The 21,867-nt window shown below is 72.6% G+C and carries 14 protein-coding genes; 7 read left to right on the top strand and 7 right to left on the bottom strand.

The features are described from left to right. Positions 1-102: 102 nt before the first annotated feature. Entirely contained in the window at positions 103-1,662 is a 1,560-nt protein-coding gene (locus tag WMF22_RS29030) for a serine/threonine-protein kinase (RefSeq protein WP_438031880.1), read from the bottom strand. Between the two features lie 205 nt (positions 1,663-1,867). Between WMF22_RS29030 and WMF22_RS29025 the strand changes: the two genes are divergently transcribed. Then, positions 1,868-5,767, top strand: coding sequence for a protein kinase domain-containing protein (locus WMF22_RS29025; RefSeq protein ID WP_438031879.1), 3,900 nt, complete (start codon positions 1,868-1,870; stop codon positions 5,765-5,767). Positions 5,768-5,969: 202 nt separating this feature from the next. Next, positions 5,970-6,893 carry a hypothetical protein gene (locus WMF22_RS29020; RefSeq protein ID WP_438031878.1) on the top strand — a complete coding sequence of 308 codons (924 nt, stop codon included), beginning with the start codon at positions 5,970-5,972 and terminating at the stop codon, positions 6,891-6,893. A 411-nt stretch (positions 6,894-7,304) separates the two neighbouring features. Here the strand turns inward: WMF22_RS29020 and WMF22_RS29015 are convergent, their stop codons facing one another. Beyond that, positions 7,305-8,129, bottom strand: a complete 825-nt coding sequence (locus tag WMF22_RS29015) for a hypothetical protein (protein WP_438031877.1) — start codon at positions 8,127-8,129, stop codon at positions 7,305-7,307. 361 nt (positions 8,130-8,490) lie between these two features. On the opposite strand from WMF22_RS29015, the gene WMF22_RS29010 reads away from it, so the two are divergent. Next, entirely contained in the window at positions 8,491-9,633 is a 1,143-nt protein-coding gene (locus tag WMF22_RS29010; protein ID WP_438031876.1) for an AAA family ATPase, read from the top strand. A gap of 3 nt (positions 9,634-9,636) precedes the next feature. Next, positions 9,637-10,239 (top strand): DUF4276 family protein, encoded by a 603-nt coding sequence (locus WMF22_RS29005; protein WP_438031875.1) that lies wholly within the window; start codon positions 9,637-9,639, stop codon positions 10,237-10,239. Between the two features lie 98 nt (positions 10,240-10,337). Here the strand turns inward: WMF22_RS29005 and WMF22_RS29000 are convergent, their stop codons facing one another. The 5 genes from WMF22_RS29000 to WMF22_RS28980 form a co-directional block, all read right to left on the bottom strand. Further along, positions 10,338-12,449 carry a protein kinase domain-containing protein gene (locus WMF22_RS29000; protein WP_438031874.1) on the bottom strand — a complete coding sequence of 704 codons (2,112 nt, stop codon included), beginning with the start codon at positions 12,447-12,449 and terminating at the stop codon, positions 10,338-10,340. A 93-nt stretch (positions 12,450-12,542) separates the two neighbouring features. Next, positions 12,543-13,181 carry a hypothetical protein gene (locus WMF22_RS28995; RefSeq protein ID WP_437293255.1) on the bottom strand — a complete coding sequence of 213 codons (639 nt, stop codon included), beginning with the start codon at positions 13,179-13,181 and terminating at the stop codon, positions 12,543-12,545. A 26-nt stretch (positions 13,182-13,207) separates the two neighbouring features. Continuing rightward, positions 13,208-13,729, bottom strand: coding sequence for a hypothetical protein (locus WMF22_RS28990; RefSeq protein ID WP_437293254.1), 522 nt, complete (start codon positions 13,727-13,729; stop codon positions 13,208-13,210). Positions 13,730-13,824: 95 nt separating this feature from the next. After that, positions 13,825-14,922 carry a fibrinogen-like YCDxxxxGGGW domain-containing protein gene (locus tag WMF22_RS28985; protein WP_438031873.1) on the bottom strand — a complete coding sequence of 366 codons (1,098 nt, stop codon included), beginning with the start codon at positions 14,920-14,922 and terminating at the stop codon, positions 13,825-13,827. A gap of 119 nt (positions 14,923-15,041) precedes the next feature. Continuing rightward, positions 15,042-16,271 (bottom strand): PAS domain-containing protein, encoded by a 1,230-nt coding sequence (locus WMF22_RS28980; RefSeq protein ID WP_437293252.1) that lies wholly within the window; start codon positions 16,269-16,271, stop codon positions 15,042-15,044. A gap of 303 nt (positions 16,272-16,574) precedes the next feature. Here WMF22_RS28980 and WMF22_RS28975 point away from each other — a divergent pair, with 303 nt between their 5' ends. The 3 genes from WMF22_RS28975 to WMF22_RS28965 all read left to right on the top strand — a co-directional run bounded on the left by WMF22_RS28975 (position 16,575) and on the right by WMF22_RS28965 (position 21,814). Then, a complete protein-coding gene (locus WMF22_RS28975; RefSeq protein WP_437293251.1) occupies positions 16,575-17,474 on the top strand; it encodes a 1,4-dihydroxy-2-naphthoyl-CoA synthase in 900 nt (299 codons plus the stop codon). A 197-nt stretch (positions 17,475-17,671) separates the two neighbouring features. Beyond that, complete coding sequence (locus WMF22_RS28970) at positions 17,672-19,627, top strand: glycoside hydrolase family 9 protein (RefSeq protein WP_438031872.1); 1,956 nt, start codon at positions 17,672-17,674, stop codon at positions 19,625-19,627. 258 nt (positions 19,628-19,885) lie between these two features. Then, positions 19,886-21,814, top strand: a complete 1,929-nt coding sequence (locus tag WMF22_RS28965; RefSeq protein WP_437293249.1) for a DEAD/DEAH box helicase — start codon at positions 19,886-19,888, stop codon at positions 21,812-21,814. The last annotated feature ends 53 nt before the right edge of the window (positions 21,815-21,867 follow it).

Here is a 21,867-nt window from a genome sequence, read left to right as displayed (position 1 = left end):
ACAGGAGTGCGCTTGCGCGCCGAAAACGCCGATCTGGGCCCGTCTCCTGTGCGGGAGACCGCCGCTCTGCTCTGCATCTCGCGGAGGTGGGCGGAAACCGCTCTAGGCGGGGGCCGCGGCGCGGCCCGGCGGCCTCACGAACACGCGGCGCATCGGGATCGTGGCGCCGGCGGCCCCCGAGACCCGGTGGGACAGGAAGGCGACGCCATCGAGCATCGCCGGCGACGCGTACACGCCCGGCTCCGCCGTCTCCGGCAGGCACGAGGAGAGCTCGAGGAGGTTCCCGCCCACCGGGGCGCCGTCCTCGGTGAGCACCACGTCGCCCGCGTGGAGGCAGAAGCGGACGCTGATCCTGGGATCGCGCTGGGCCGGCCCGGCGAGCCGCGTGTGCAGCGCGACGGCGGCCGCGATCGCGCGGTGGCGCGCCTCTTCCTCCGGCGTGCCGCGCTCGCCGCGCCGGGAGGGCGCCGCGAGCAGCACGCTGGTGCTCGTGATCGCGAGCGGCGAGAACCCCGAGGGCGCGAGCGCGGCCACGGCGTCCGGGACCACGGCCTCGAGCTCGGCCAGGAAGGCGTCGGTGGGGGCCTCGAGCGCGCGGCTCTCGGCGAGGACCTCGACGAGCAGCCCGATGGCGAGGCGCCGGATGTGCCCCGCCTCCACGGCGCCGGTCCGCGCGATCCGCGCCGTCGCGGCCCGCACGTCGCCCAGGAACGCGGCGACGTCCGGGTGGCGGCCGGCGGGATCCTTGCTCATGGCCCGCACGACGATATCGTCGAACGCCGGGTCGACCGGCGCGTGCAGGCTCGGGCGGGGCGGCGCCTGGTGCAGGTGCAGGTGGCGCAGCACCGGGTACGTGGTCGCCAGGAACGGCGTGGATCCCGCGATCATCGTGTAGAGCAGCGCGCCGAGCGCGTAGACGTCGGTCCGCATGTCGACAGGCCGGTTGAGGAGCTGCTCGGGCGACATGAACGCCGGGGTCCCCACGACGTGCCGCGACGACGTGAGCGAGAGATCCGTCGCGCCGAGCAGCTTCGCGATCCCGAAGTCGAGCAGCACCACCCTGAGCTCTCCGCCGTGCTCGCACAGGATCACGTTCGAGGGCTTCACGTCGCGGTGGATGATCCCGAGCGCGTGGACCGCGGCGAGCGCGCTGCAGAGCGGATCGAGGATCGCGAGCGCCTCGTCCGCCGAGAGCCGGCCGCGCGCGAACAGGTGCTGCTCGAGGCTCTTGCCCTGGAGGAGCTCCATCACATAGTAGGGCCGCCCGTCGTCGAGCCGCCCGACGTCGAGGATCTCCACGACGCTCGGGTGCCGGATCCGCCCGATCGCGTCCACCTCGCGCTGGAAGCGGAGCACCACGTCGGCGCGCGAGATCAGGTCGGCGTGCATGATCTTGACCGCAGCCGGCGCCCCGCTCGTCGCGTGCACCGCGCGGTGGACGACGCCGAACCCACCCTCGGCGATGACGCCGTCGAGGAGGTACTCGCCTGCCCGCAGCGCCGCGGCGCGCGGGGCGCCAGGACCCGCGCCCTCGCGATCGCGCGTGTCGGGCGTGCGTTGTTTGCATGTCCGCGACGTGACGATCGGCGGCTCGCCCGTCGCGGGGGCGCCGGCCGGCGGCGCGGCGGGGAACGGCTCATCGTTCTGGCCAGGGTTCTTCATGGGATATGCGACAGCCGCTTACTTCCTCAATGACAACTGCTGAGCCCGCACATTACAGTATGCGTAAGCCGGTATCGAATGCGACCCCCGGCTGCCGGCAAGCAACCGAATCATGCACCGTTGCTCCGTATGTCACGGGCGGCTCGCCGCTGACGCTCCGTGCGTCAGAGATGGCTTTATCCCCCCGCCCGGTGAGCGTGACATCGTGGCGCGCGCGGCGCCCGTGATAGAGGGCTTCTCGCTGCTCGGTCCGCTCGGTCACGGCGGCTTCTCCGACGTCTGGGCCGCTCAGCAGGACTGCGATGGATCGCCGGTCGCCATCAAGGTAGGGAGGCACGCGGCGTGGAGCCTGCGCGAGCGGTTCCGGCGGGAGGCCGCGCTGCTCGAGCGCGTCGGCGCGCCGCACGCCCCGCGGCTCGTCGCTCGCGGCGAGCTCCCCGGGGGGCAGCCCTATCTCGTGATGGAGAGGCTCTTCGGGCAGACCCTCGCCGAGGAGCTTTCGGCGCTGCGCGCGCCGCTCGATCCGGAGCTCGCCGCCGGGCGCGCGGACGCGATCCTCGCCGTGATCGAGGCGGCGCACGCGCGCGGCGTCATCCATCGCGATCTCAAGCCGGAGAACCTCTTCCTCCTCGGATCGAGCGGGCGCGCGGTGCTGCTCGATTTCGGTCTGGCGCGGCTCGCCGAGGGCGGCGAGCCGCCGCCGATGTCCGCCGGCGTGACGCGCGCCGGCGACATCGTGGGGACGCCGGAGTACATGGCTCCGGAGCAGCTGCGGGGCGACGCCGCGCGGATCGACGCGCGCGCGGACATCTATGCGTTCGGCGTGATCCTGTTCGAGCTGATCACCCTGCGCCCGCCGTTCGTCGGCGGCGAGACGGCCGTCGAGCACGGCCACCTGGCGCTGCGCCCCCCGCGCCCGAGCGATTTCGTGGACGTCCCCGAGGGGCTGGAGGCGCTGACGCTCGCCTGCCTCGCCAAGGACCCGAGCCGCCGCCCGGACAGCGCCGCCGCGCTCCGGCTCACCCTGCACGCCCTGCGCGCGCGGCCTCGCGCCGACTCGATCCCGCCTCCGTCCGCGCCGCGATCGCAGCGGCAGGACGACGGCGCGGCGGCGGCCGTCGCCGAGGGGCGGCAGCCGGTCGCGCTGCTCTTCGCGGAGGGCGGCGCCGGGCCGGTGATCGCGGCGATCGGCGGCCGCCGGGGGTTCGTCGCGCGGCAGCGGGGGCAGCGCTGCCTCGCCGTGTTCTCCGCGCGGGACGTCGACGACCCGGCCCGCGCGGCGCTGGCCGCGGCGCGCGATCTCGCGCTGAGCGGTGGCGTGCGCGTGGCGCTGCACCTCGCCAGCGTGCGCCTGCGCAGGATCGCCGGCGGGCTGCACGCCGCCTACGGCGCGCCGGTCGAGCGCCCCGAGGCGTGGTTGCCGGCCGAGCCCTGGGGCGGGCTCGTGATGACCGAGGAGTTCGAGCGCGCGCTGCCCGACGACGAGCTCGCCCCCACGCCGCCGGACGACCCGGAGAGCCTGCGCGAGCCGGCGCTGCTCGGCCGCGACGACGTGCTCTCGGCGCTCGCGGCCAGCGCGACCGACGCCTTCGACGGGACGTGCCCCGGCCTGTTCACGCTCATCGGCGACGCCGGTCTGGGCAAGACGCGCCTCGCGGCCGAGGCGGCCAGCATCGCCGGCGTGCCGGTCCCGGACGTGCGCGTGGTGGCCGCGCGCGCGCTCCACCCCATCCACGGCGGCGCCGCGCAGGCCGTGCGCGCGCTCCTCTGCGTCGCGCTCGACGCGCCGAGGGAGAGCCCCGGAGACCCGCGGCAGTTCTGCGTGGAGCGGCTCGGCGAGACGCTCGGCGGCGCGACGTGGGAGGCCGTCGCCGCGGCGCTCGGCTGGGCCGGGCCCCGCGGGGGGCGCCTGTCCGGGGACGCCCGCAACGGCCTGATGCTGGCGCTCGCCGAGGCGCTCCGCCGCGGGGCGCGCCGCGGCCCTCTCGCCGTGATCCTCGACGACGCCGACCAGGCGGACGACGTGCTGCTCGACGCGCTCGAGTACGCCACGCTCGACGGCGAGGGCACGCCCCTCTGGGTGGTCGTGACCGCGCGCCCTCGCTTCGAGCAGGCCCGCCCCAGCTGGGGCCAGCGCAACCAGCGCCACACCCGCGTGACGCTCGCGCCCCTCGCGGAGGAGGCGGCGATGGATCTCGCCTCGCGCCTGCTCTTGCCGGCCGAGTACCCGCCGGCGGAGATCCTCCGCCGGCTGGCCGACTGGGCGGGGGGCAACCCGGATTGCCTGCGGCAGATCGTCCGGTCGCTCAAGCGCGCGGGCGTCGTGCGCCGGCGCGCCGGCGGCGGCTCGTACGTGGCGACCGCGGAGATCGAGGCGCTGCCGCCCGCGCCGGCGTGGCAATGGCTCGCGGCGCAGAGGCTCGACGATCTGCCGCCGGAGCTCGCGACGTGCGCCCGGGTCTGCTCGGCGCTCGGCATGTCGTTCGATCGCGCCGAGCTCGAGGCGGTGCTGGACGGCCTGGAGCGCGCGGGCGGCGCCGGAGCGATGGTCGACGCGGGCTTCGGGCTCGCGGCCCTGGTCGAGCGGCGGATCCTGCTGCGCGACGGCCAGGGCCGCGGCGGCGGCGTGGACGAGCGGCACGCGTTCCAGAACGCGGTCCTCCAGGAGGCGGTCTACGAGATGCTCGACCCGGCGCACCGCGCCGCGATCCACCGGAGCGCCCTCGCGTACTGGCGGGCGCAGGTGGCGGCCGGCTCGACCGACGGCCTCCGCGCGCTCGCGCGCCACGCGGCCGTGTGCGGCGAGCGCGCCGAGGCGGCCGACGCCTACCTGGCGCTCGGCGATCTCGCGTCCGCGCGGCACGACGCCGTCGAGGCGGACCGGCGCTACGACGCCGCGCTCCAGATCGCCGAGCCGGGCGACGCGCCCCGGCGCGCGCGCGCGCTCGCGGGCCGCGGCAGGAGCCGGTACCGGATGTGCCGCGTCCGGGAGGCGCGCGGCGATTTCGGCGACGCGCTCGCGCTGGCCGAGGCGCTCGGCGACGCGCGGGCGAGGGCGGGCCTCCTGCTCGAGGACGCGACCGTGCTCGACTGGGCCTTCGAGTTCGAGGCCTCGGCGCGCCGGGTGGAGGAGGCGCGGCCGCTGGTCGACACGCACGCGCGCGCGCAGGGCTCTCCCGAGCTCGCGCTGCGCCTCCGGGTCGCCGAGGCCCGCACCGCGTGGCGGCGGGGGAGGACCGAGGAGGCCATCGCGGAGCTCTCCGCGTGCGCCGATCGCGCCGCGGCGTCGGGAGACTACGACGCGCGCGTCCCTGCCCTGATCATGCTGTCGTTCCAGCTCGCGAGCGCGGGTCGCCGCGACGAGGCCGAGCGCGCCTCCGAGGACCTGATCGCCCTGGTCACGGCCGCCGGCGATCGGTTTCACCTCTGCGGGGCGTACATCAACCGCATCGCGCTGTGGGCCTGGCGGTGGTCGCTGCCGGGCGCGGTCGGCGACCTGCGCCGCGCCGTCGATCTCGCGCGCGAGATCGGCAATCCGTGGCTGGAGAAGATGGCGTCGTACAACGTCGCCGTGCTGCTCCACTGGAGCGACAGGCAGCGCGAGGCGCTCGCGCTCCTGCGGCGCGCCCGGTGGCTGGAAGAGCAGGCCTCCGAGCGCCCGATGCCCCAGACGGCGATGCTGCTCGCGCAGATCCACCTCGCGCTCGACGAGTACGAGCAGGCCAGCCAGCTCGTCGAGTGGATCCAGCGATCCTGCGCCCTCGAGCCGGGCGACCTGACGGAGTACGGCTTGCTCGAGCTCGTGCTCTCGGAGATCGGGCTCCGGCCGGCGCCTGCGTCGCCTCTCGCGTGGGACGAGGCGATCCGGCTGGTGAGAGACCAGTCGATCGCCGAGCAGACGCTGATGTTCCTTTACTGGCGCGCTCGCATGGCGCTCCGTCGCGGACACGCGCGTGAGGCGGGGGAGGCGCTCGCGAGCGCGCGGGAGCACCGCGGGGAGAGCCCCCTGTGGCTGTCCCGCTTCGTCGAGCTGGAGCGCGGGTTGGCGGAGGCGGAGGCGGAGAGAACACGGGCGCCGGACGCTCATCCACCCGTGCCGGACTGATGGGAGCCTGTCGCGATAGGGTTTATTCCGCGTCGTGCTCAGGCGAGTCCGTACTTTCACACAACCGCCGTATACCGATTTTCAGCATTGCGCGTCTTCATCGAAGATGGGAGACTGCCAATTTAAGAAAGATCGATATTGCTGGTCGATGTCTGAACCTGGCCCTGAGCCTGGCTGCGCGACCACCACGGAGGAGAGCCGAATGTCATCGACCCGTTTCATCGCGGTTGGTCTCCTTGGCGCCGGTGTGTTCACGGCGGGATGCGCCGCCTCGTCGGACACCGGCCCCGACGCCCCGTCCGACGCCGACCCCGTCGAGACGGCGGAGCTGCCAATACGGCGCACTGCGGTGCCCATCGGATGCAACGGCCTGCTCCCCAGCGATTTCTGGGCGCCGGCGAACCGTACGGCGTTCCGCGCGCTCGGCCAGCGCGCGCTCGCCGGCGCCAACGACGTCGTGGTCCCGACGGCGCTGCTCGGCACCTCCGGCGGAAAGAGCGTGCTCGACTACACCGTGCGCTGCGCGCTGTCCTCTGAGCAGGTCGTCTACGGCCCGGACGGGGGTGAGTTCTACGGCGCCTTCGGGTTCGCGCCGGAATGGACCGAGCGTGCGCTCACCCCCTCGGAGCAGCGCTGGGTCTCGGCCTGCATCTTCCAGCACCTGAACGGCACCGGCGAACATGTGGATATCTTGCTGCAGGGCGGCCACCCGGCCCTCGATGGCTCCTTGAACGAGGAGCCCTACACGGAGTTCGTCGTCAACGACGCCACGATGTACGGGAACGCGTTCCTCTCCGGGACCATCGCCGGGTATGCCTGCATCGATCCCGATCTCACCGGGCAGCTCTCGGCGCTCTCGCTGAGCTGCCCGCTCGATCTCAGCCTCCTCTCGCTGGAGCGGCTCTGCGGCCACGTGCCGACGTGCGGTATCGCCTTCCTCGGGCTCTGCGACCTGACCTGCGTGAAGAGCGCCGCTGGCGGCCAGACGTGCTACCCGCTCCCGCTGCTCGGGGCGATCCTGGGGCCGCTGCTGGGGCCGAGCGTCCCGAGCTACTCCGAGACGATCCAGAGCGAGGTGCGCGACAGCGATCTCCTGCCGCTCTACAACGGCTGCGGCCTGCTCTGAGCGACCCTAACCGACGCCGGAGCGCGATGGCGTGAAAATCCCCATGATGGCCCCGCTGGGGACCGCGGGGGATACCTCGCGTCCGGGCCGGGAACGGCAGCGGACGGGTCGCGTCCGGGCTGGAAGCGACAGCGGACGGGTGGTGTCCGGGCCGGGAACGGCAGCGGACGGGTCGCGTCCGGGCTGGAAGCGGCAGCGGACGGGTGGTGTCCGGGCCGGGAACGGCAGCGGACGGGTCGCGTCCGGGCTGGAAGCGGCAGCGGACTGGTCACGTCCGGGCTGGGAACAGCAGCTGCCGGCGAGCGCCAAGCTGGGCCGGGTGGCGGCCGGAAGGCGTCCTGATCGGGCAGGAGAGCGGACGCTGTGCGGCGAACTACACCGGGATGATATCCCTCCAGACGGAGGCTGCGCTCAAGGGGAGGCGCTCGCCGGCCCCTCCTCGTCGTCCGTCGGCTCCTCCGTGACGACTTCCTCTTCGCCCTCGCCGTCGTCCGTCGCGGCCGAGCGCGCGGGGGGTGGGTAGCGATCGAGCAGCGCGAGGAAGGGAGCATGGAGCGCTTCGAGCTGCTGCCGCTGCTTGCCGCCGGGCGCGGAGTGGGCGAGGAGCCACGTGATCTCGTCATGGATGGCGTTGAACGCCGTCACACACCCGCTGATGGCCGCGCGCAGCCGCTTCGCCCGCGTCCCCGGCCGCTTCTCCCCGCCGCCTCGACCGATGCCCCTGGCGAGCGCTTCGGTGGCCTTCTCGATGCGCTTCAGGTGCGCACCGGCGCCGATCTTCTTGAGGTCGGCCTCCATCGATCTTTTCGCCGCCGCCACCTGCGAGCGCCCGAAGTCGACCTCGGGGTCGTACCCGAGGCGCGTCTGCTCGGTGCCGTTGCCCTTGAGCATGACGGCGCGGATCCGGGATGCTGCCTCGCGGACCGCCGCGTCCTCGCCCTCTTCGGCCGACGCGACGAAGTGGTGCAGCGCGCGCTGCGCCGCGTCCCACTCGGCGTCGAGCGCGGCGAGCTCGGTGGCCGACGCGATGCCGAGCGCCTCGTCGAGCGCGGCGATGCACCACGTGGCGCGGAGCTTCCACGCGACGGGCCGCGGCGCCTCCACGAGCTGCGGCGGCATGCGATCAGGCGTGTCGTACTTCTTGATGGAGACGTCTTTCCACGCGCCTCCGTCCAGATCGCGTGAGAAGGCGCTGAATCCCCGGTCGGGGACGAAGCTGTACCCGTATCTGGCCATGTGTCCTCTTGTTTCTCCCTAGCCCCGAAGCTCTGATTACAGGGGAGGCCGGCGGCTCGTTCAAGCGCTTTTCGTTTCTGGACGTCGCCACGCGCTCGACCCCGACAGAGAACGGGCCGCTGCGCTTGTCCGCACGGCGCGCGCCATCCGGGATCTGCCGGCCTCCTCCGCCTCGAGGCGTGCGGGCACGCGCCTGCGGACCCGACCCCGGCCCTCGGCGCTGCGCATGGGCGAGCGCGCCGCCTCGGCGTACAGCCCTCGTCGCCTCGGTTCCGGCCCCGAGCGCGATGCCGCGGCGTCCCTTGCCCGAGCGGGAAAACGGGCATAACCTACGCCGGCAACGCGCGCCGGCGAACCATCCATGAAGCTGACGACCCTCCGAGCAGACCGCTACCGCAGCCTCAAGCACGTCGACACGTCGTTTGGTGGTCTGAACGTGCTCATCGGCACCAACGCGAGCGGCAAGAGCAACGTCCTCGACGCGCTCCGTTTCCTGTCGGAGGGCATCAGGTCCAAGGACTTCGCCGACAGCGTCGCTGACCGCGGCGGTATCCTGCACCTCGCCTGGAAAGGGGAAAGCGCCGGTGAGGTTTCCCTCGAGACGCGCTACGAGGATGAGGGGAAGCGCTACGAGTGGACCGTAGGCCTCCGGCGAGCGAGCGGCGGCTTCGCGACGTGGGAGCGCCTCTATCAGATCCATGATGAGGGCCCACCAGGCCACCTGCTCGAGGCCAACGCCGGCAAGGCATGGTGGTATTCGAGCCAGGCTAAGAGCAACAAAGTCAGCCTGGCGCTCGCTCCCACCACCTGCGCCCTCGCCGTCGCCAGCGCGGACGAGTCGTTTCCGGCGAGGCGCATCGGCGCTTTCGTGCAGCGGTGGGGGTTCTTCGATCCGAGCCCGCCGCTTCTGCGGCGCGCCTCGAACGTATCGGACGCCGACCGGCTCGACACGTTCGGGCGCAACCTTGCAGCGCGGCTCTATGCGCTGCAGAAGGGGCCGGACGGCGGCGAAGCATTGAATCGGATCGTCATGGCTACGCGCCGGGTGCTCGGCGTGCCGGAGCAGCTAGACCTCCGGGTGTCGGACATCGACGGGCGCGTCTACTTCGTCCAGCGCGAGCCCGGTCTTTCCTACAACGTGCACCAGGTAGGCGCGTCGAGCGGCACGCTCCGTATCCTCGCGATGATGACCGCGCTCTTCGGCGAGGCGGACGCGAGTCTCGTGGGGGTCGAGGAGCCGGAGAACCATGTACATCCCTCGGCGCTCAGGGCCTTCGCCGCGTACCTCCGCGACGCGAGCGAGCGCGTGCAGATCCTGGTCACCACCCACTCTCCGTTGTTGCTCGACTGCTTGCCCAGGCCCGAGGAGGTCGCCGTCGTCCGGCGTACGCCGGACGGCACCACGATCGAGCGCGAGCAGCACCCAGAGGCGGTAGACGAAGCGCTGGATGCGTCCGGTTTCGGACTGGGTGAATTTTACGAGACCAAGGGGTTCGGGGCCTGATCCATGGCCAAGCGGGTCGTCGTCATCGCTTCAGGAGAGACCGAGCGGCTCGCTTTGCCACATCTCCTGCGGCACCTCGGCGAGGAGGGCGTTCTCGTCGACGAACCTATCCGAACGCCATCGCGCAACCGGGCCATCACCGGCGAGAATGCATGCAGGCTCCTCCTTAGCGCGTGGTACGAGAAGCCGCCGGCCGATCGACCTGACAAGTTCGTCATCCTGCTCGACGCCGACGCGAAGGATCCGCAGGATGTCGTCGCTCGGTTCGAGGAGGACTTGGAGCTGACGGCGGTGCGGCATCGCGTTTCGGTCCCCGTCCTCGCCGTCGCGGCGAAGTGGCACCTCGAAGCCTGGTTCTTTGCCTGTGCGGCATCGCTCCGTGATTACCTCGGGCGGGACCTCGGGAAACTCGACACCAGCCAGCCTGACGAGATCGTGAACCCCAAGAGACACCTGATCCACCTGCTCAAGGAGGGGCCGGGAGGGATCTACACGGCCCGTGTCTCCGAGGAGATCGCGCAGCGGCTCTCGGTGCAAGAGCTGCGGCGCAGCCCGAGCTTTGCTCGCTTCGAGTCAGCGGTCCGCAACGGCCCGAAGCCGGCATGACGAGGGGGCCCGCGGCGCGGCGAGAGCTGCGGCGAGCTGCTCGGGCCCTCGGGGACATCGGTGTGCCGGGTCGCCGGCGGTGGGGCGCCGCGCGCCGGTCACGTCCCGAGGCGCGTCTTCAGCTGCTGAATCGCGTCGGCGATCGCCTTGTCGTCGCGGAAGCAGCACGGATCGTTCCGCCTGCACCGCGCGCCGTGCAGCACCTGGAGCTCGAAGAGCATGCGCTCGTCCCCCTCGGTCGCGGCGCGGCCGAAGAGCGCCCGCTTGCCGCCGCAGCTGGCCTTGCGGAACGCGAAGAGGACGCGGAGCGCGGGGGTCGCGCGCGCCATCACCTCGGGCCGGGCGAGGATCTCGCTGGCGCGCCGGGCCGCCTTGGTGCCTCCGCGCGCGCGCACGAGGTCGAGCAGCACGTCCAGCCCGCCGCTGCCGAGCCGTTTCGTGAGCAGGTCGAAGACCTCGTCCGCCAACGGGTTGTCTTCCTCGAACCCGATGCCCGCCACGGTGGAGAGCACCTCTTCGCGCAGGCCCCTGCTCAGGGCGAGCTCCGGATCGGCCTCGGCGAGGGCCAGCAGCGACCGCGCCCCGAGCACCCAGTTCCTGGTCGCCACCGCCCGGCTGAGCTGCGCGCGCGGGCTCGGGGCGCCGCGGGCGTCGTCCTCGGGCGCCGCGCTCGCGGACGCGGGAGGGGGCGGCGCCGCCGGCGCCGGCGGGGGCTCGACGGAGGCGGCGGCCGACGCCTCCGTGGTCGCCGCGGGCCGCCGGACGACGCGCCAGAGCGCGACGCCGAGCGCGAGCGCCGCCAGGGCCGAGAGCGCCGCCGCGAGGGGCACCCAGCGCGCCGAGGCCGTGGGCCCGCGGTGCGCGCGCGCGAGCAAGGTCGCCCGGGGCCCCGGCCAGGCCGACGGCGCCTGCTCCCTGGGCGCCGCCTTCGCGGCCTGCGCGGCGGCCCCGCCCGCCGCGCTGGCTCCGCCCGCCGCCTGGCCCGCCGCGATGCTCGCGCCCGCCGCCTGGCCCGCCGCGATGCTCGCGCCCGCCGCGATGCTCGCACCTGCTCCCGCCACGGCGGCCCCGCTCGCCGCGCTGTTCCCGCCCGACGGGGGCTGCCCAGCCGCGGCGATCCCGCCCCCTGCCGGCGCCGGCGGCGCCGCCGAACGAGCGATCGCCGCGAGCCCCTCATCGAGCGCCGCGATGGCGTCGGCCGCCGTCTGGAAGCGGAACGACGGATCGTGTTCCATGAGCCGCATCACGGCCTGCTGGACCTCGTACGGCACCTCCAGATCCGGAGCGCGCACGCGGAGGGCCGGCGGCCCTCCCGGCCCCTGCTGCTTGAGCCGCTCGACCACGTTCTTCGTGTCGAAGGGGTGCTGTCCGGTGAGCATCTCGTAGAGCACGAGCCCGAGCGCGTACAGATCCGCGCGCGCGTCCACCGCGTCCATCCCGCGCAGCGCCTCCGGCGCGAGGTACGCGAGCGTGCCGAAGACCTCGCCGGCGCTGGTCAGGGCGGGGCTCGGCGTCGCCGTCTTGCGGCTCTGGCTGGACAGGAGATCGACGTTCACCTTCGCGAGCCCGAAATCGATGAGCCGGACCTGATCGTGCGCGTCGAGCAGCACGTTCTGGGGCTTCACGTCGCGGTGGACGATGCCCTTCTCGTGCGCCGCCGCGAGCGCCGACGCGATCTGACGCGCGATGCGGAGCGCCCGCGCGGGCGGGAGCCGTCCCCCCGCGATCGCCTCCTTGAGAGGCGTCCCCTCGACGTACTCGAGGATCAGGAAGAACGACGCGTCGTCCAGCTGACCGAAGTCGATGGCCGCGACGACGTTCGGGTGCCGGATGTGCGCGCCCGCGACGGCCTCGCGCTCGAACCGCACCACGAGCTCCGGCATCCGCCGGGCCAGGGGCCGGAGCAGCTTGATCGCGACCTGCTTGCGGAGGTGCACCTGCTCGCCGCGGTAGACGGCGCCCATCCCGCCCTCCCCGATGAGCTCGTCGACGCGGTAGCGCCCCGAGATCAGGCTCCCGATCAGCGGGTCGCCGCCCGCGCCCGCGCCCCGGGCCGCGGCCGCCTCGATCGCCTCGATGTCCTCGGTGAGCGCCGAGCTCGAGAGCTCCTCCATGGGCTGCGCGGCCGGCGCGCCGAGCCTCGGTACCGTGAGGTCCTCCTCGACGAAGGCCGAGCCGAGCGTCTCTTCGGATCGCGGCGTCTCCGGCATGCGGCGCAGGATATCAGGTCGGCCGGCGTCGCGGGGAAGCGGTGAGGAGGGGCGCGGGGGCGCGCGACGCGGGCGTCCGCGAGCGCGCGAAATTCACAGGAGGAACGAGACGCCCAGCGAGAACGCGGGGTATCCGAGCCGCATCGTGAGCGTCACCTTCTCCGTGAAGTGGAAGCGCCCGCCGACGAACAGGGCCGGTGCGACCCCGAAGACCCCGTTGCGGCCCACGTCGCCGAGGTACAGCGACAGCCCCGGCTCGCCGAAGACCGACCACTTCCGGTGGAGCCAGAAGTTCCACTGCATCACGACCGAGCCGAACACGTAGTTCGAGGGCGCCCCGTACCGGTCGACCTCGGTGCAGATGCGCGTGCCCGCGGGCCCGTTCTCGAAGCGGGTGCACTCGCCGCGGTAGTCCGCGTCCCCTCCGTAGTGGACGCCGTCAAGGCCAAAGCCTATCCCGACCGAGTCGTTGATGCGCTTGATGAAGCCGTCGGGCGCGATGTCGATGGTGGCGCGCATCCCGGCGCCGAGGCCGTTCCCGGCGCCGGGGCCGCTGAGCGGCTCGAACGGCGTGAGGAGGAGGTGCGGCTCCAGCTCGACCTTGTAGTCGGGGCGATCGCCGGGGCGCTTGATCGTCATCTGCGCCTCGCCGACCTCGGTCCACCCGATCGTCAGCGCCGCGAACGAGAGCGCGGCGGCCATGAGGCGCGGCGCGCGAAGCTGCGATGTCATCGCTCTCTGCATCGGTCTCGGTCTCCTCAGCATCCGCCGCACGAGCGCGAGCCGTTCGGGCACACGACCGCAGCCTCGCCGCCGGGGCAGGTGACGCGGCACTCGCCGCCCACGTTGTCGCAGAACACCTCGCATGAGCCCCGGCACTCGACCTCGCACGTCGCCACGTTCCGGCAGGTCACGACGCTGCCCGAGCCGACGCTGACGCCGCACCGGCTCGTGTCGTGGCACTCGTACCGGCAGCCGCGGTCGCAGATGGCCCCGCACGCCGTGGTGTTATGGCACCGCAGATCGCAGTCGTCTCCGCAGGAAGCCGAGCACTCGTCGACATCGAAGCACTCGAACGAGCACCCGTGCTCGCAGACGGCGCCGCAGCGGTTCATCTGGAAGCAGCGCTGGTCGCAATCGTCACCGTCGCAGCCCAGGTAACACTCGTCACCCTGGGAGCACTCGCACGCGTCGCCCTCGACGCAGCCGCCGTTGTTCCAGCAGCTCGCCAGGCAGAGGCTCGCGAAGAGCGTCAAAAAAGTCAGTGCATAGAAGCGCATGGCCGGGGCAGCATACCCGACCCTCCCGGAAATTGTCACGAAATCCGCGAAGGTACGCGCGTGGGTACGCGCGGAGGTACGCCTGAGGGCCCGGCTCACCACCGTGTCCAGCGAGAGATTCGCCGCACCCGGGTATACCGCGTATTGTCGTTCGCGAGCCTGGCCTGATCCGCGATGTGCGTGCCGAGGTGGGGACCCCAGCCGCCGTCGTCGAACGGTACGTCCCCGTCCGCGCCGAGGTTGTATTCCCAGCACTGCGCGTAGTGCTGCGTGACGTTCAGGGCTGCGATGGCGCAGTTATTGTCCGGGGCAGTGTCGCCGTCGTGATCGGCCGACGACCACCCCGAGAGGAAATGGGAGAAGAAGACGTCGGCGTCCCCGGAGACGTGCAGGGGGCGGAGGAGCTTCATGGTCGTCGTGTCGATGCCCTCGGCGGTCGCCCGCATGACCTCCGCGACGGTGCCCTCGATATCCGCGATCTCGTCGCGGTACTCCCGGCCGACGAGGTAGAGGGAGCCCTTGTAGAAGTTCCGCTCGAGCGCCGGCTCGCCCTTGGTCCCGAGCCGCTGGGCGTACGGGATTTCCCAGAACGACAGCGTCGTTCCCTCCGCCGAACCGACGCTGTTGTAGACGAGCGCCCACCCTCCGCCGTCCGTCTCCAGATCGCACACCACGGGGAACTCCGGATCTCCCCCGGCCCCGTCCAGATCGAGGGAGTACACGCCGCTCGGCAGGCCGCGGGGGACGTCGGCGCACCGGGCGTAGGCGCACCCCGCGTTGACCGCGCCGTCGCAGTCCTCGTCCTCGGCGGTGTCGCAGCGCTCGGCGGCGGGCAGCACCTCTCCGGCGCACGGGCCGAACCCGTTCCCTTCCTCGTCGCAGATCTTCACGCCGGCGCGGCAGGCTCCGCGGTTCAACGTGGCCGGCGGACCACCGTAACAGGCCTCCTGGCGACCGGGCTCGCACCCGCCCCCGCCGCTCGACGCAGAGCCGCCGCCCGCGCTCGAGGCAGAGCCGCCCTCGCCGGCGCTCCCGGCCGAGCCGCCGCCGGCGCTCGACGCCGAGGCGCTCCCGCCGCCTCCGGCGTCGCCGTCTCCGAACCTCCGCACCCTGGTCGAGCAGGCCGACACGGCGGTGAGCAGCACGATGGCCGCGCAGCAGGCTCCCGCGACCGAACCTTGGCCGAGCGACATGCGACCTCCGGGGACACGAACACACGCCACGCGGCCTTATACACCAGCCCCCCCGGCGCGCGCATCCGCCCCGCGCGGCCGGCTGCTCCGCCGCTGCGCGTCGGCACGTTTCCGACGCTTTATTGGGCGAGGGCCCGTGGCGCGCCCTGGTCGCTTTGCAGCGCAAAGGCGATGGCGCTCTGGAGCGTGCTCTTGGTCAGGAGGCCCGCCAGGTCGAGCGAGAGCCCGACGAGCGTCTGCGCCACCGCCGGCCGGATGCCGGTCAGGATCGTCCGTGCGCCGAGCAGCTGGAGCGCCTTCGCCGTGTCGACGAGGCCGGCGGCGACCCGCGTGTCGATCTCCTTGAGCCCTGTCACGTCGAGGATGACCGCCTGAGCCTGGGTGGACTGGACTCCAGCGAGCGCGGCCGACATCACCTGATCGATCCGCTCCGAGTCCATCTGGCCCACGAGGGGCATGACCATGATGCGATCGGTGATCGGGATGAGCGGCGTCGACATCGCCTGCATCGTGTCGCGGAGCCGCGCGAGCGTCCGCTCGAGCCTGTCGAGCAGCTCCCTGTACGGCGTGACGTCGTGGGCGGTGCCATAGACGAGGCGGCGCGACGGCTCCTCGGCCGCGTCCAGGTGAGCGGTCCACGCGAGCCACCTGTAGGAGCCGTCCTTGCACGCGTACCGGTTGTCGAACTTGATGGTCGTGTGGCCCTGGAAGAGCGCGGCGGCCTCGGCGAGCGTGGCCTCGCGGTCGTCGGGGTGGACGAACTCGATGAACGGCTTCGCGATCATCTCCGAGGGGGACCAGCCGAGGGTGCGCTCCCAGGCCGGGTTGGCGTGGCGGAAGTACCCCTCTGCGTCCAGGGTCACGAGCAGGCCCACGGAGACCCGGAACAGCTTCTCGTAGACCGTGGTCAGATCCATCGCCTGCGTGAGCTGCTCCGTCCGCTCCCGGTCGCTCGTCAGGTCGAGCGCCGTGGCGACCATGAGGCGCTCGGAGGGCGCTTCGGCCATGTCCACCCGGGCGGTCCAGCCGAGCCAGCGGTACGAGCCGTCCTTGCACACATAACGGTTGTCGAACCGGCCGTTCGCGCGACCCTGGAAGAGCGCGGTGGCCTCGGCGAGCGTGGCCTCGCGGTCGTCGGGGTGGACGAGCTCGATGTAGGGCCTGGCCCTGAGCTCGTCGAGGGACCAGCCGAGGGTCTGCTCCCAGGCAGAGCTCAGATCATGGAAGTAGCCACGCGCGTCCGCGGTGGCGAGGAGTCCTGACGAGACCTGGAAAAGTCGTTCATAGCTCAAGCCCATGTCGTCCCCCGCGCGGGCAGACGCGCGCCCGTCGTCGAGGCCGCCCGCCATCAGCGATTCTCCTGTCCGAACGCCGGCGAGCGCCTCGCGCGCCGCCTGGCCAGTGCGCGCACGCGCAATCCCCAGGCGGCGCGACGTCGACCCCACCGCGCGTCGAAGCCTGCTTGTCCACGAGAACGGCAATTGTGTCAAGGGTATCTGGAGGCTCGTTAGCGGGCGTGCAGGGCCGGCTGAGCCAGAAGGGACGCCCTGGGCTGGCGAACACGCGCGCGCCCGGAGGTCGCCACTGTCATGTCGCCGAGGTTGCCAGCCCACGATGAGGCGAGTACGGTCCGCGCCCCAAAGGAGTGGACCATGACCGTCTCTGCGATTTTCAACCCGGCGCGCTGGCGCGAGGTCGATGGGTTCTCGTTCGAGGATCTCACCTATCACCGCGCCGTGGACCAGGGCACCGTCCGCGTCGCGTTCAACCGCCCCGAGGTCCGCAACGCGTTTCGTCCCCGCACCGTCGATGAGCTGTACACAGCGCTCGAGCACGCGCGCACGACCTCGGACGTGGGTTGTGTGCTGATCACCGGCAACGGGCCTTCTCCGAAGGACGGCGGCTGGGCGTTCTGCTCCGGCGGCGATCAGCGCATCCGCGGGAAGGACGGGTACAAATACGAGGGTGAGAGCGCGGGGCAGGCCGACCCGGCGCGGCTCGGCCGGCTCCACATCCTGGAGGTGCAGCGGCTCATCCGGTTCATGCCCAAGGTCGTCATCGCGGTGGTGCCCGGCTGGGCGGCGGGCGGCGGCCACAGCCTCCACGTGGTCTGCGACATGACGCTGGCGAGCCGCGAGCACGCGATGTTCAAGCAGACGGACCCGGACGTCGCGAGCTTCGACAGCGGGTATGGCTCGGCGCTGCTCGCGCGGCAGGTCGGGCAGAAGAAGGCGCGGGAGATCTTCTTCCTCGGGCTCGATTACACGGCGGAGCAGGCGGCGGCGATGGGGATGGTCAACGCCGTCGTCCCTCACGCGGAGCTCGAGGAGGAGGCGCTGCGGTGGGGCGCGATCATCAACTCGAAGAGCCCGACCGCCATGCGGATGCTGAAGTACGGCTTCAACCTGCCTGACGAGGGGCTCGTCGGACAGCAGCTCTTCGCCGGCGAGGCGACGCGGCTCGCCTACGGCACGGAGGAGGCGAAGGAGGGTCGAGACGCCTTCCTGGAGAAGCGCCGCCCGGACTTCACCCGTTATCCCTGGCACTACTGACAAGGGCGCGCCGCCCGCTCCCACGCCAGGCGGCCACCATCGCGCTTGACACCGACATCCACTTCATCGATGGTGGCGGCGCTGTAAGATTCCGTGCGCGCCGCCTGGCCGCGCGGCTTCAACTTCACCTGGAGATACGCATCATGCTTTGTTCTTTTGCTGCGAAGTCGGCTCGTCGGGAGCGTTCCTGGCTGTGTTTGGGTGGGTCTCTTCTTCTGGCGCTCGCGGGCGGCCTCACCGCTGTTGGCTGCGGCGACGATAGCCCCTCGGACGGCGCGGGTGGCGCGGGGGCTTCCGGTGGCGCGGGGGCTTCCGGTGGCGCGGGCGGCGATGGCGGCGCTGGCGGTGCGGGGGCTTCTGGCGGCGCGGGCGGCACGGGCGGCACGGGGGGCGAGGCGCCGATCGAGACGGTGCCGCCGTCGGGCACCGAGCTGATCCGCGTCAACCAGGTCGGGTACCTGCCGGCCGCCGCCAAGGTCGCCACGGTCGTCGCCGCGGCCGACGAGCCGCATGCGTGGGAGCTCGTCGACGCCGGCGGCGCGGTGGTCGCCAGCGGGGCGACCCGCGTCGTGGGCGACGACGCGAGCTCCGGCGAGCACGTGCACACCATCGACTTCAGCGGTTTCACGACCGTCGGGGAGGGGTACACCCTCCGTGTCGGGGAGGTGTCGAGCCACCCGTTCGACGTGGGCCCGACCATCTACTCTCAGATGAAGTACGACGCGCTCGCGTACTTCTATCACAACCGCTCCGGCATCGAGATCCTGGAGCAGTACGTCGGCCCCGACCACGCGCGCCCGGCGGGGCACCTGCCGGACGAGGCCCCTTGCGGCGCGGATATCGGCTGCACGTACACGCTCGACGTCACCGGCGGGTGGTACGACGCCGGCGACCACGGCAAGTATGTGGTCAACGGCGGTATCTCCGCCTGGACGTTGCTGAACCAGTACGAGCGCTTCGTCGCGCTCGGGTCCACGGCGGACGACTTCGGCGACGGCAAGCTGAAGATCCCCGAGAACGCGAACCAGATCCCCGACCTCCTCGACGAGGCCCGGTGGGAGATCGAGTTCATGCTCGCGATGCAGGTGCCGGAGGGCCAGGCCAGCGCGGGCATGGTGCACCACAAGATCCACGACCTGGAGTGGACCGGCCTGCCGCTGCCGCCGCACGAGGATCCGCAGCCGCGCTTCCTGCGCCCGGTCAGCACGGCGGCGACGCTCAACCTGGCCGCCACCGCGGCCCAGGCCGCGCGCATCTGGCGCGAGCTCGATCCCACGTTTTCGGCCCGGTGCCTCGAGGCCGCGACGCGGGCGTGGACCGCGGCGAAGGCGAACCCGAAGGTCGTGCCGGACGAGAGCGGCGTCGTGGGCGGCGGCGGCTACGGGGACGCGGAGCTGAGCGACGAGTTCTACTGGGCGGCCGCCGAGCTCTTCCTCACCACCGAGGACGCCGCGGTTCAGGCCGAGCTCGCGGCGTCGCCGTACAGCCAGGAGCTCGGCGGCGTGGACGGCACGTTCAGCGCCATGACGTGGGGGCAGGTCGACGGGCTGGGCGCCATCTCGCTCGCCGTTGTCGAGGCCGAGCACGCCGCGGCGGAGCGTGAGGCGGCCCGGACGAAGCTCGTCGCCATCGCCGACAAGTACCTCGAGGTCATCGGGGCGGAGGGCTACCGGGTGCCCTTCAAGGCGAACGAGAGAGGGTATCCCTGGGGCTCCAACTCCTTCGTGCTCAACAACATGCTGGTCCTGGCGCTCGCCCACGACTTCACCGGCGAGCAAAAGTACTTCGACGGCGTGGCGTCGGGCGCGGATTACCTCCTCGGGCGCAACCCGATGGACAAGTCCTATGTCTCCGGCTACGGCGAGAACCCGCTCGAGAACCCGCATCATCGCTTCTGGGCGCACCAGCTGGACGCGTCGTTCCCGTCCGCTCCGCCCGGCGCGGTCTCCGGTGGGCCGAACTCCGGGCTGGAGGATCCGGTAGCGAAAGAGGCGCTCGACGCGACGGAGGACCGCGCGAAGTGCGTCCCGCAGAAGTGCTACATCGACCACATCGAGGCGTGGTCGGCGAACGAGATCACGATCAACTGGAACAGCCCGTTCGCGTGGACGGTGGCCTGGCTGGACGAGAAGGCCAAGGCGAGCGCCCAGTGACATTGATCCGGAGCGCGGCGGTGAGGCACGTCGACTGAAAGTCGAGGCTTTTGAGCCGCCAAGGACGCCAAGGACGCCAAGGACGCCAAGAAAATCTCAATAATATTGGCGTCTTATGGCGCCTTGGCGGTTCCATCATCCCGGCAGGGCGGGGGAGTTCCCCGCCGGCCGTAGCGCCGCGCTGCGCTACGCCGCGCCACGCTCGGTACGCGATTGGCCGCGACAACCGTCCAGGTTCTGCTAGGTTGCGCGGCTTTCATGAATCCAGCCTCATCGCTCGACGCCTTGCCCGCGCCGCTCGCGGGCGCCCTCGCCCGCCGCGGCTTCACCTCCCTCACCCCCGTCCAACAGGCTGTCCTCGCCCCTGAGCTCGCCGGGCGGGACCTTCGTGTCTCGTCGCAGACCGGCTCCGGAAAGACCGTGGCCATCGGCCTCGCGCTCGCCCCCCGCCTCGAGCGCGCCCTCGCCGACCGCGCCGCCGCGGCCGCGCCCGACGGCGCGCCCCGGGCCGCGGCGGCTCCGGCCGCGGTGATCATCGCGCCGACGCGCGAGCTCGCCGCGCAGATCGCCGGCGAGCTCAGCTGGCTCCTCTCGCCCCTCGGCGCGCGCGTCGCGTGCGTCACCGGCGGCACGAGCTTCGGCGCCGAGGCGCGCTCGCTGCGGCGCGACCCCCTGGTCATCGCCGGGACGCCCGGCCGCCTGCTCGATCACCTGGACCGCGGGACCCTCGACCCGCGCGGCGTCCTCGCCCTCGTGCTCGACGAGGCGGACCAGATGCTCGACCTCGGCTTCCGCGACGACCTCGAGGCGATCGTCGGCAAGATGCCCGGGGATCGCCAGACCCACCTCGTGTCCGCCACCTTCTCCCGCGAGGTCCGGGCGCTCGCCGATCGCTTCCAGCGGGACGCGGTGAGCGTCGAGGGCACGCGCCCCGGCGCCGCGAACGGCGACATCGCCCACGTCGCCCACCTCGTGCTGCCGGCGGAGCGCGACGCGGCGGTCGTGAACCTGCTGCTCCTCGCGCCCGGCGAGCGCACGCTCGTCTTCGTGCGCACCCGCGAGGGCGCCGCCGAGCTCGCCGACAAGCTCACCGCGCTCGGCCTGCCCGCGCGCGCCCTGAGCGGCGACCTCGAGCAGCGCGAGCGGACCCGTACGCTCGACGCGTTTCGCTCGGGCGCCATCACGACCCTCGTCGCGACCGACGTGGCCGCGCGCGGCATCGACGTCCCCGAGGTCGGGCGCGTCATCCACGCCGATCCCCCGGGCGATCCCGAGATCTTCACGCACCGGAGCGGCCGTACCGGCCGGGCGGGCCGCAAGGGGACGAGCGTGCTGCTCGTCGCGCCGTTCGCGCGAGAGCACGCGCTGAGGCTGCTCCGTCGCGCGCGCGTCGAGGCCACGTTCCGGCCGGCGCCGTCGCCGGACGACGTGCTCCGCGCCGCCGACGAGCGGCTCGCCGCCGAGCTCGCCGCGGTGCGCCTGGAGGGCGCGGCAGCGGGCGATGCGGTCGCGGGCGACGCGGCCGCGGTCGACGCGGCCGCGGTCGATGCGGCCGTGGTGGATGCGAACGTGCGCGGCCCCCGCGAGGCGTCCGGCCCCGCGCCCGAGGCGCGGCACAGGCAGCTCGCTGCGCGCCTGCTCGCGGACATGGACGCGACCGAGCTCGTCGCGGCCCTCCTTGCGCGGGCGAAGCACACCGGCCCCTGCGCTCCGCAGCCCGTCACCGCCGTCGCGCCGCCCCGCTCCGAGCCGCCTCCGTCGCGCGCCCGGCCGCCTGCGCCGCCCTGGTCCGGGGCCCCGTCGCGCGCCCGGCCGCCTGCGCCGCCCTGGTCCGGGGCCCCGTCGCGCGCCCGGTCCTCCGCGCCGTCCTGGTCCGAGGCGCCGACGCGCGCTCGCCCCGCCGCTCGTCAAGGCAACGGGGAGCAGCCCCCGCGCCTCCCCTTCGTGCCTTTCCAGGTCAACTGGGGGGAGCGCCACGGCGCCGACCCCCGGCGCCTGCTCGCGCTCGTGTGCCGCCGCGGCGGCGTGTCGAGCCAGCAGATCGGCGCGATCCGCATCGGCTCCACCGCGTCCGTCGTCGAAGTGGCGTCCCCCGCCGCGCCCGAGTTCGCGCGCGCGGTCAACCAGCCCGACGCGCGTGACGCGCGGATCCGCATCGTCCGCGCGAGCTCGATGCGCGTCGAGTAGCGCCGCCCGCCGGAAGGCCGGCCAGGCATCCGGAGAGAGAGCCGGCGCGAAGG

It is taken from the genome of Sorangium sp. So ce204, assembly GCF_051526795.1.
In the GTDB taxonomy this organism is placed as follows: domain Bacteria; phylum Myxococcota_A; class Polyangia; order Polyangiales; family Polyangiaceae; genus Sorangium; species Sorangium cellulosum_B.
This window is presented reverse-complemented; position numbering and strand designations above follow the sequence as displayed.

Coding starts and splice junctions, on each gene's coding strand:
- WMF22_RS28985 (WP_438031873.1), bottom strand. CDS start 14,922: ATGTCGCTCGGCCAAGGTTCGGTCGCGGGAGCCTGCTGCGCGGCCATC.
- WMF22_RS29010 (WP_438031876.1), top strand. CDS start 8,491: ATGAAGCTGACGACCCTCCGAGCAGACCGCTACCGCAGCCTCAAGCAC.
- WMF22_RS28980 (WP_437293252.1), bottom strand. CDS start 16,271: ATGGCGGGCGGCCTCGACGACGGGCGCGCGTCTGCCCGCGCGGGGGAC.
- WMF22_RS29020 (WP_438031878.1), top strand. CDS start 5,970: ATGTCATCGACCCGTTTCATCGCGGTTGGTCTCCTTGGCGCCGGTGTG.
- WMF22_RS29000 (WP_438031874.1), bottom strand. CDS start 12,449: ATGCCGGAGACGCCGCGATCCGAAGAGACGCTCGGCTCGGCCTTCGTC.
- WMF22_RS29030 (WP_438031880.1), bottom strand. CDS start 1,662: ATGAAGAACCCTGGCCAGAACGATGAGCCGTTCCCCGCCGCGCCGCCG.
- WMF22_RS28990 (WP_437293254.1), bottom strand. CDS start 13,729: ATGCGCTTCTATGCACTGACTTTTTTGACGCTCTTCGCGAGCCTCTGC.
- WMF22_RS28995 (WP_437293255.1), bottom strand. CDS start 13,181: ATGACATCGCAGCTTCGCGCGCCGCGCCTCATGGCCGCCGCGCTCTCG.
- WMF22_RS29015 (WP_438031877.1), bottom strand. CDS start 8,129: ATGGCCAGATACGGGTACAGCTTCGTCCCCGACCGGGGATTCAGCGCC.
- WMF22_RS28965 (WP_437293249.1), top strand. CDS start 19,886: ATGAATCCAGCCTCATCGCTCGACGCCTTGCCCGCGCCGCTCGCGGGC.
- WMF22_RS28975 (WP_437293251.1), top strand. CDS start 16,575: ATGACCGTCTCTGCGATTTTCAACCCGGCGCGCTGGCGCGAGGTCGAT.
- WMF22_RS29005 (WP_438031875.1), top strand. CDS start 9,637: ATGGCCAAGCGGGTCGTCGTCATCGCTTCAGGAGAGACCGAGCGGCTC.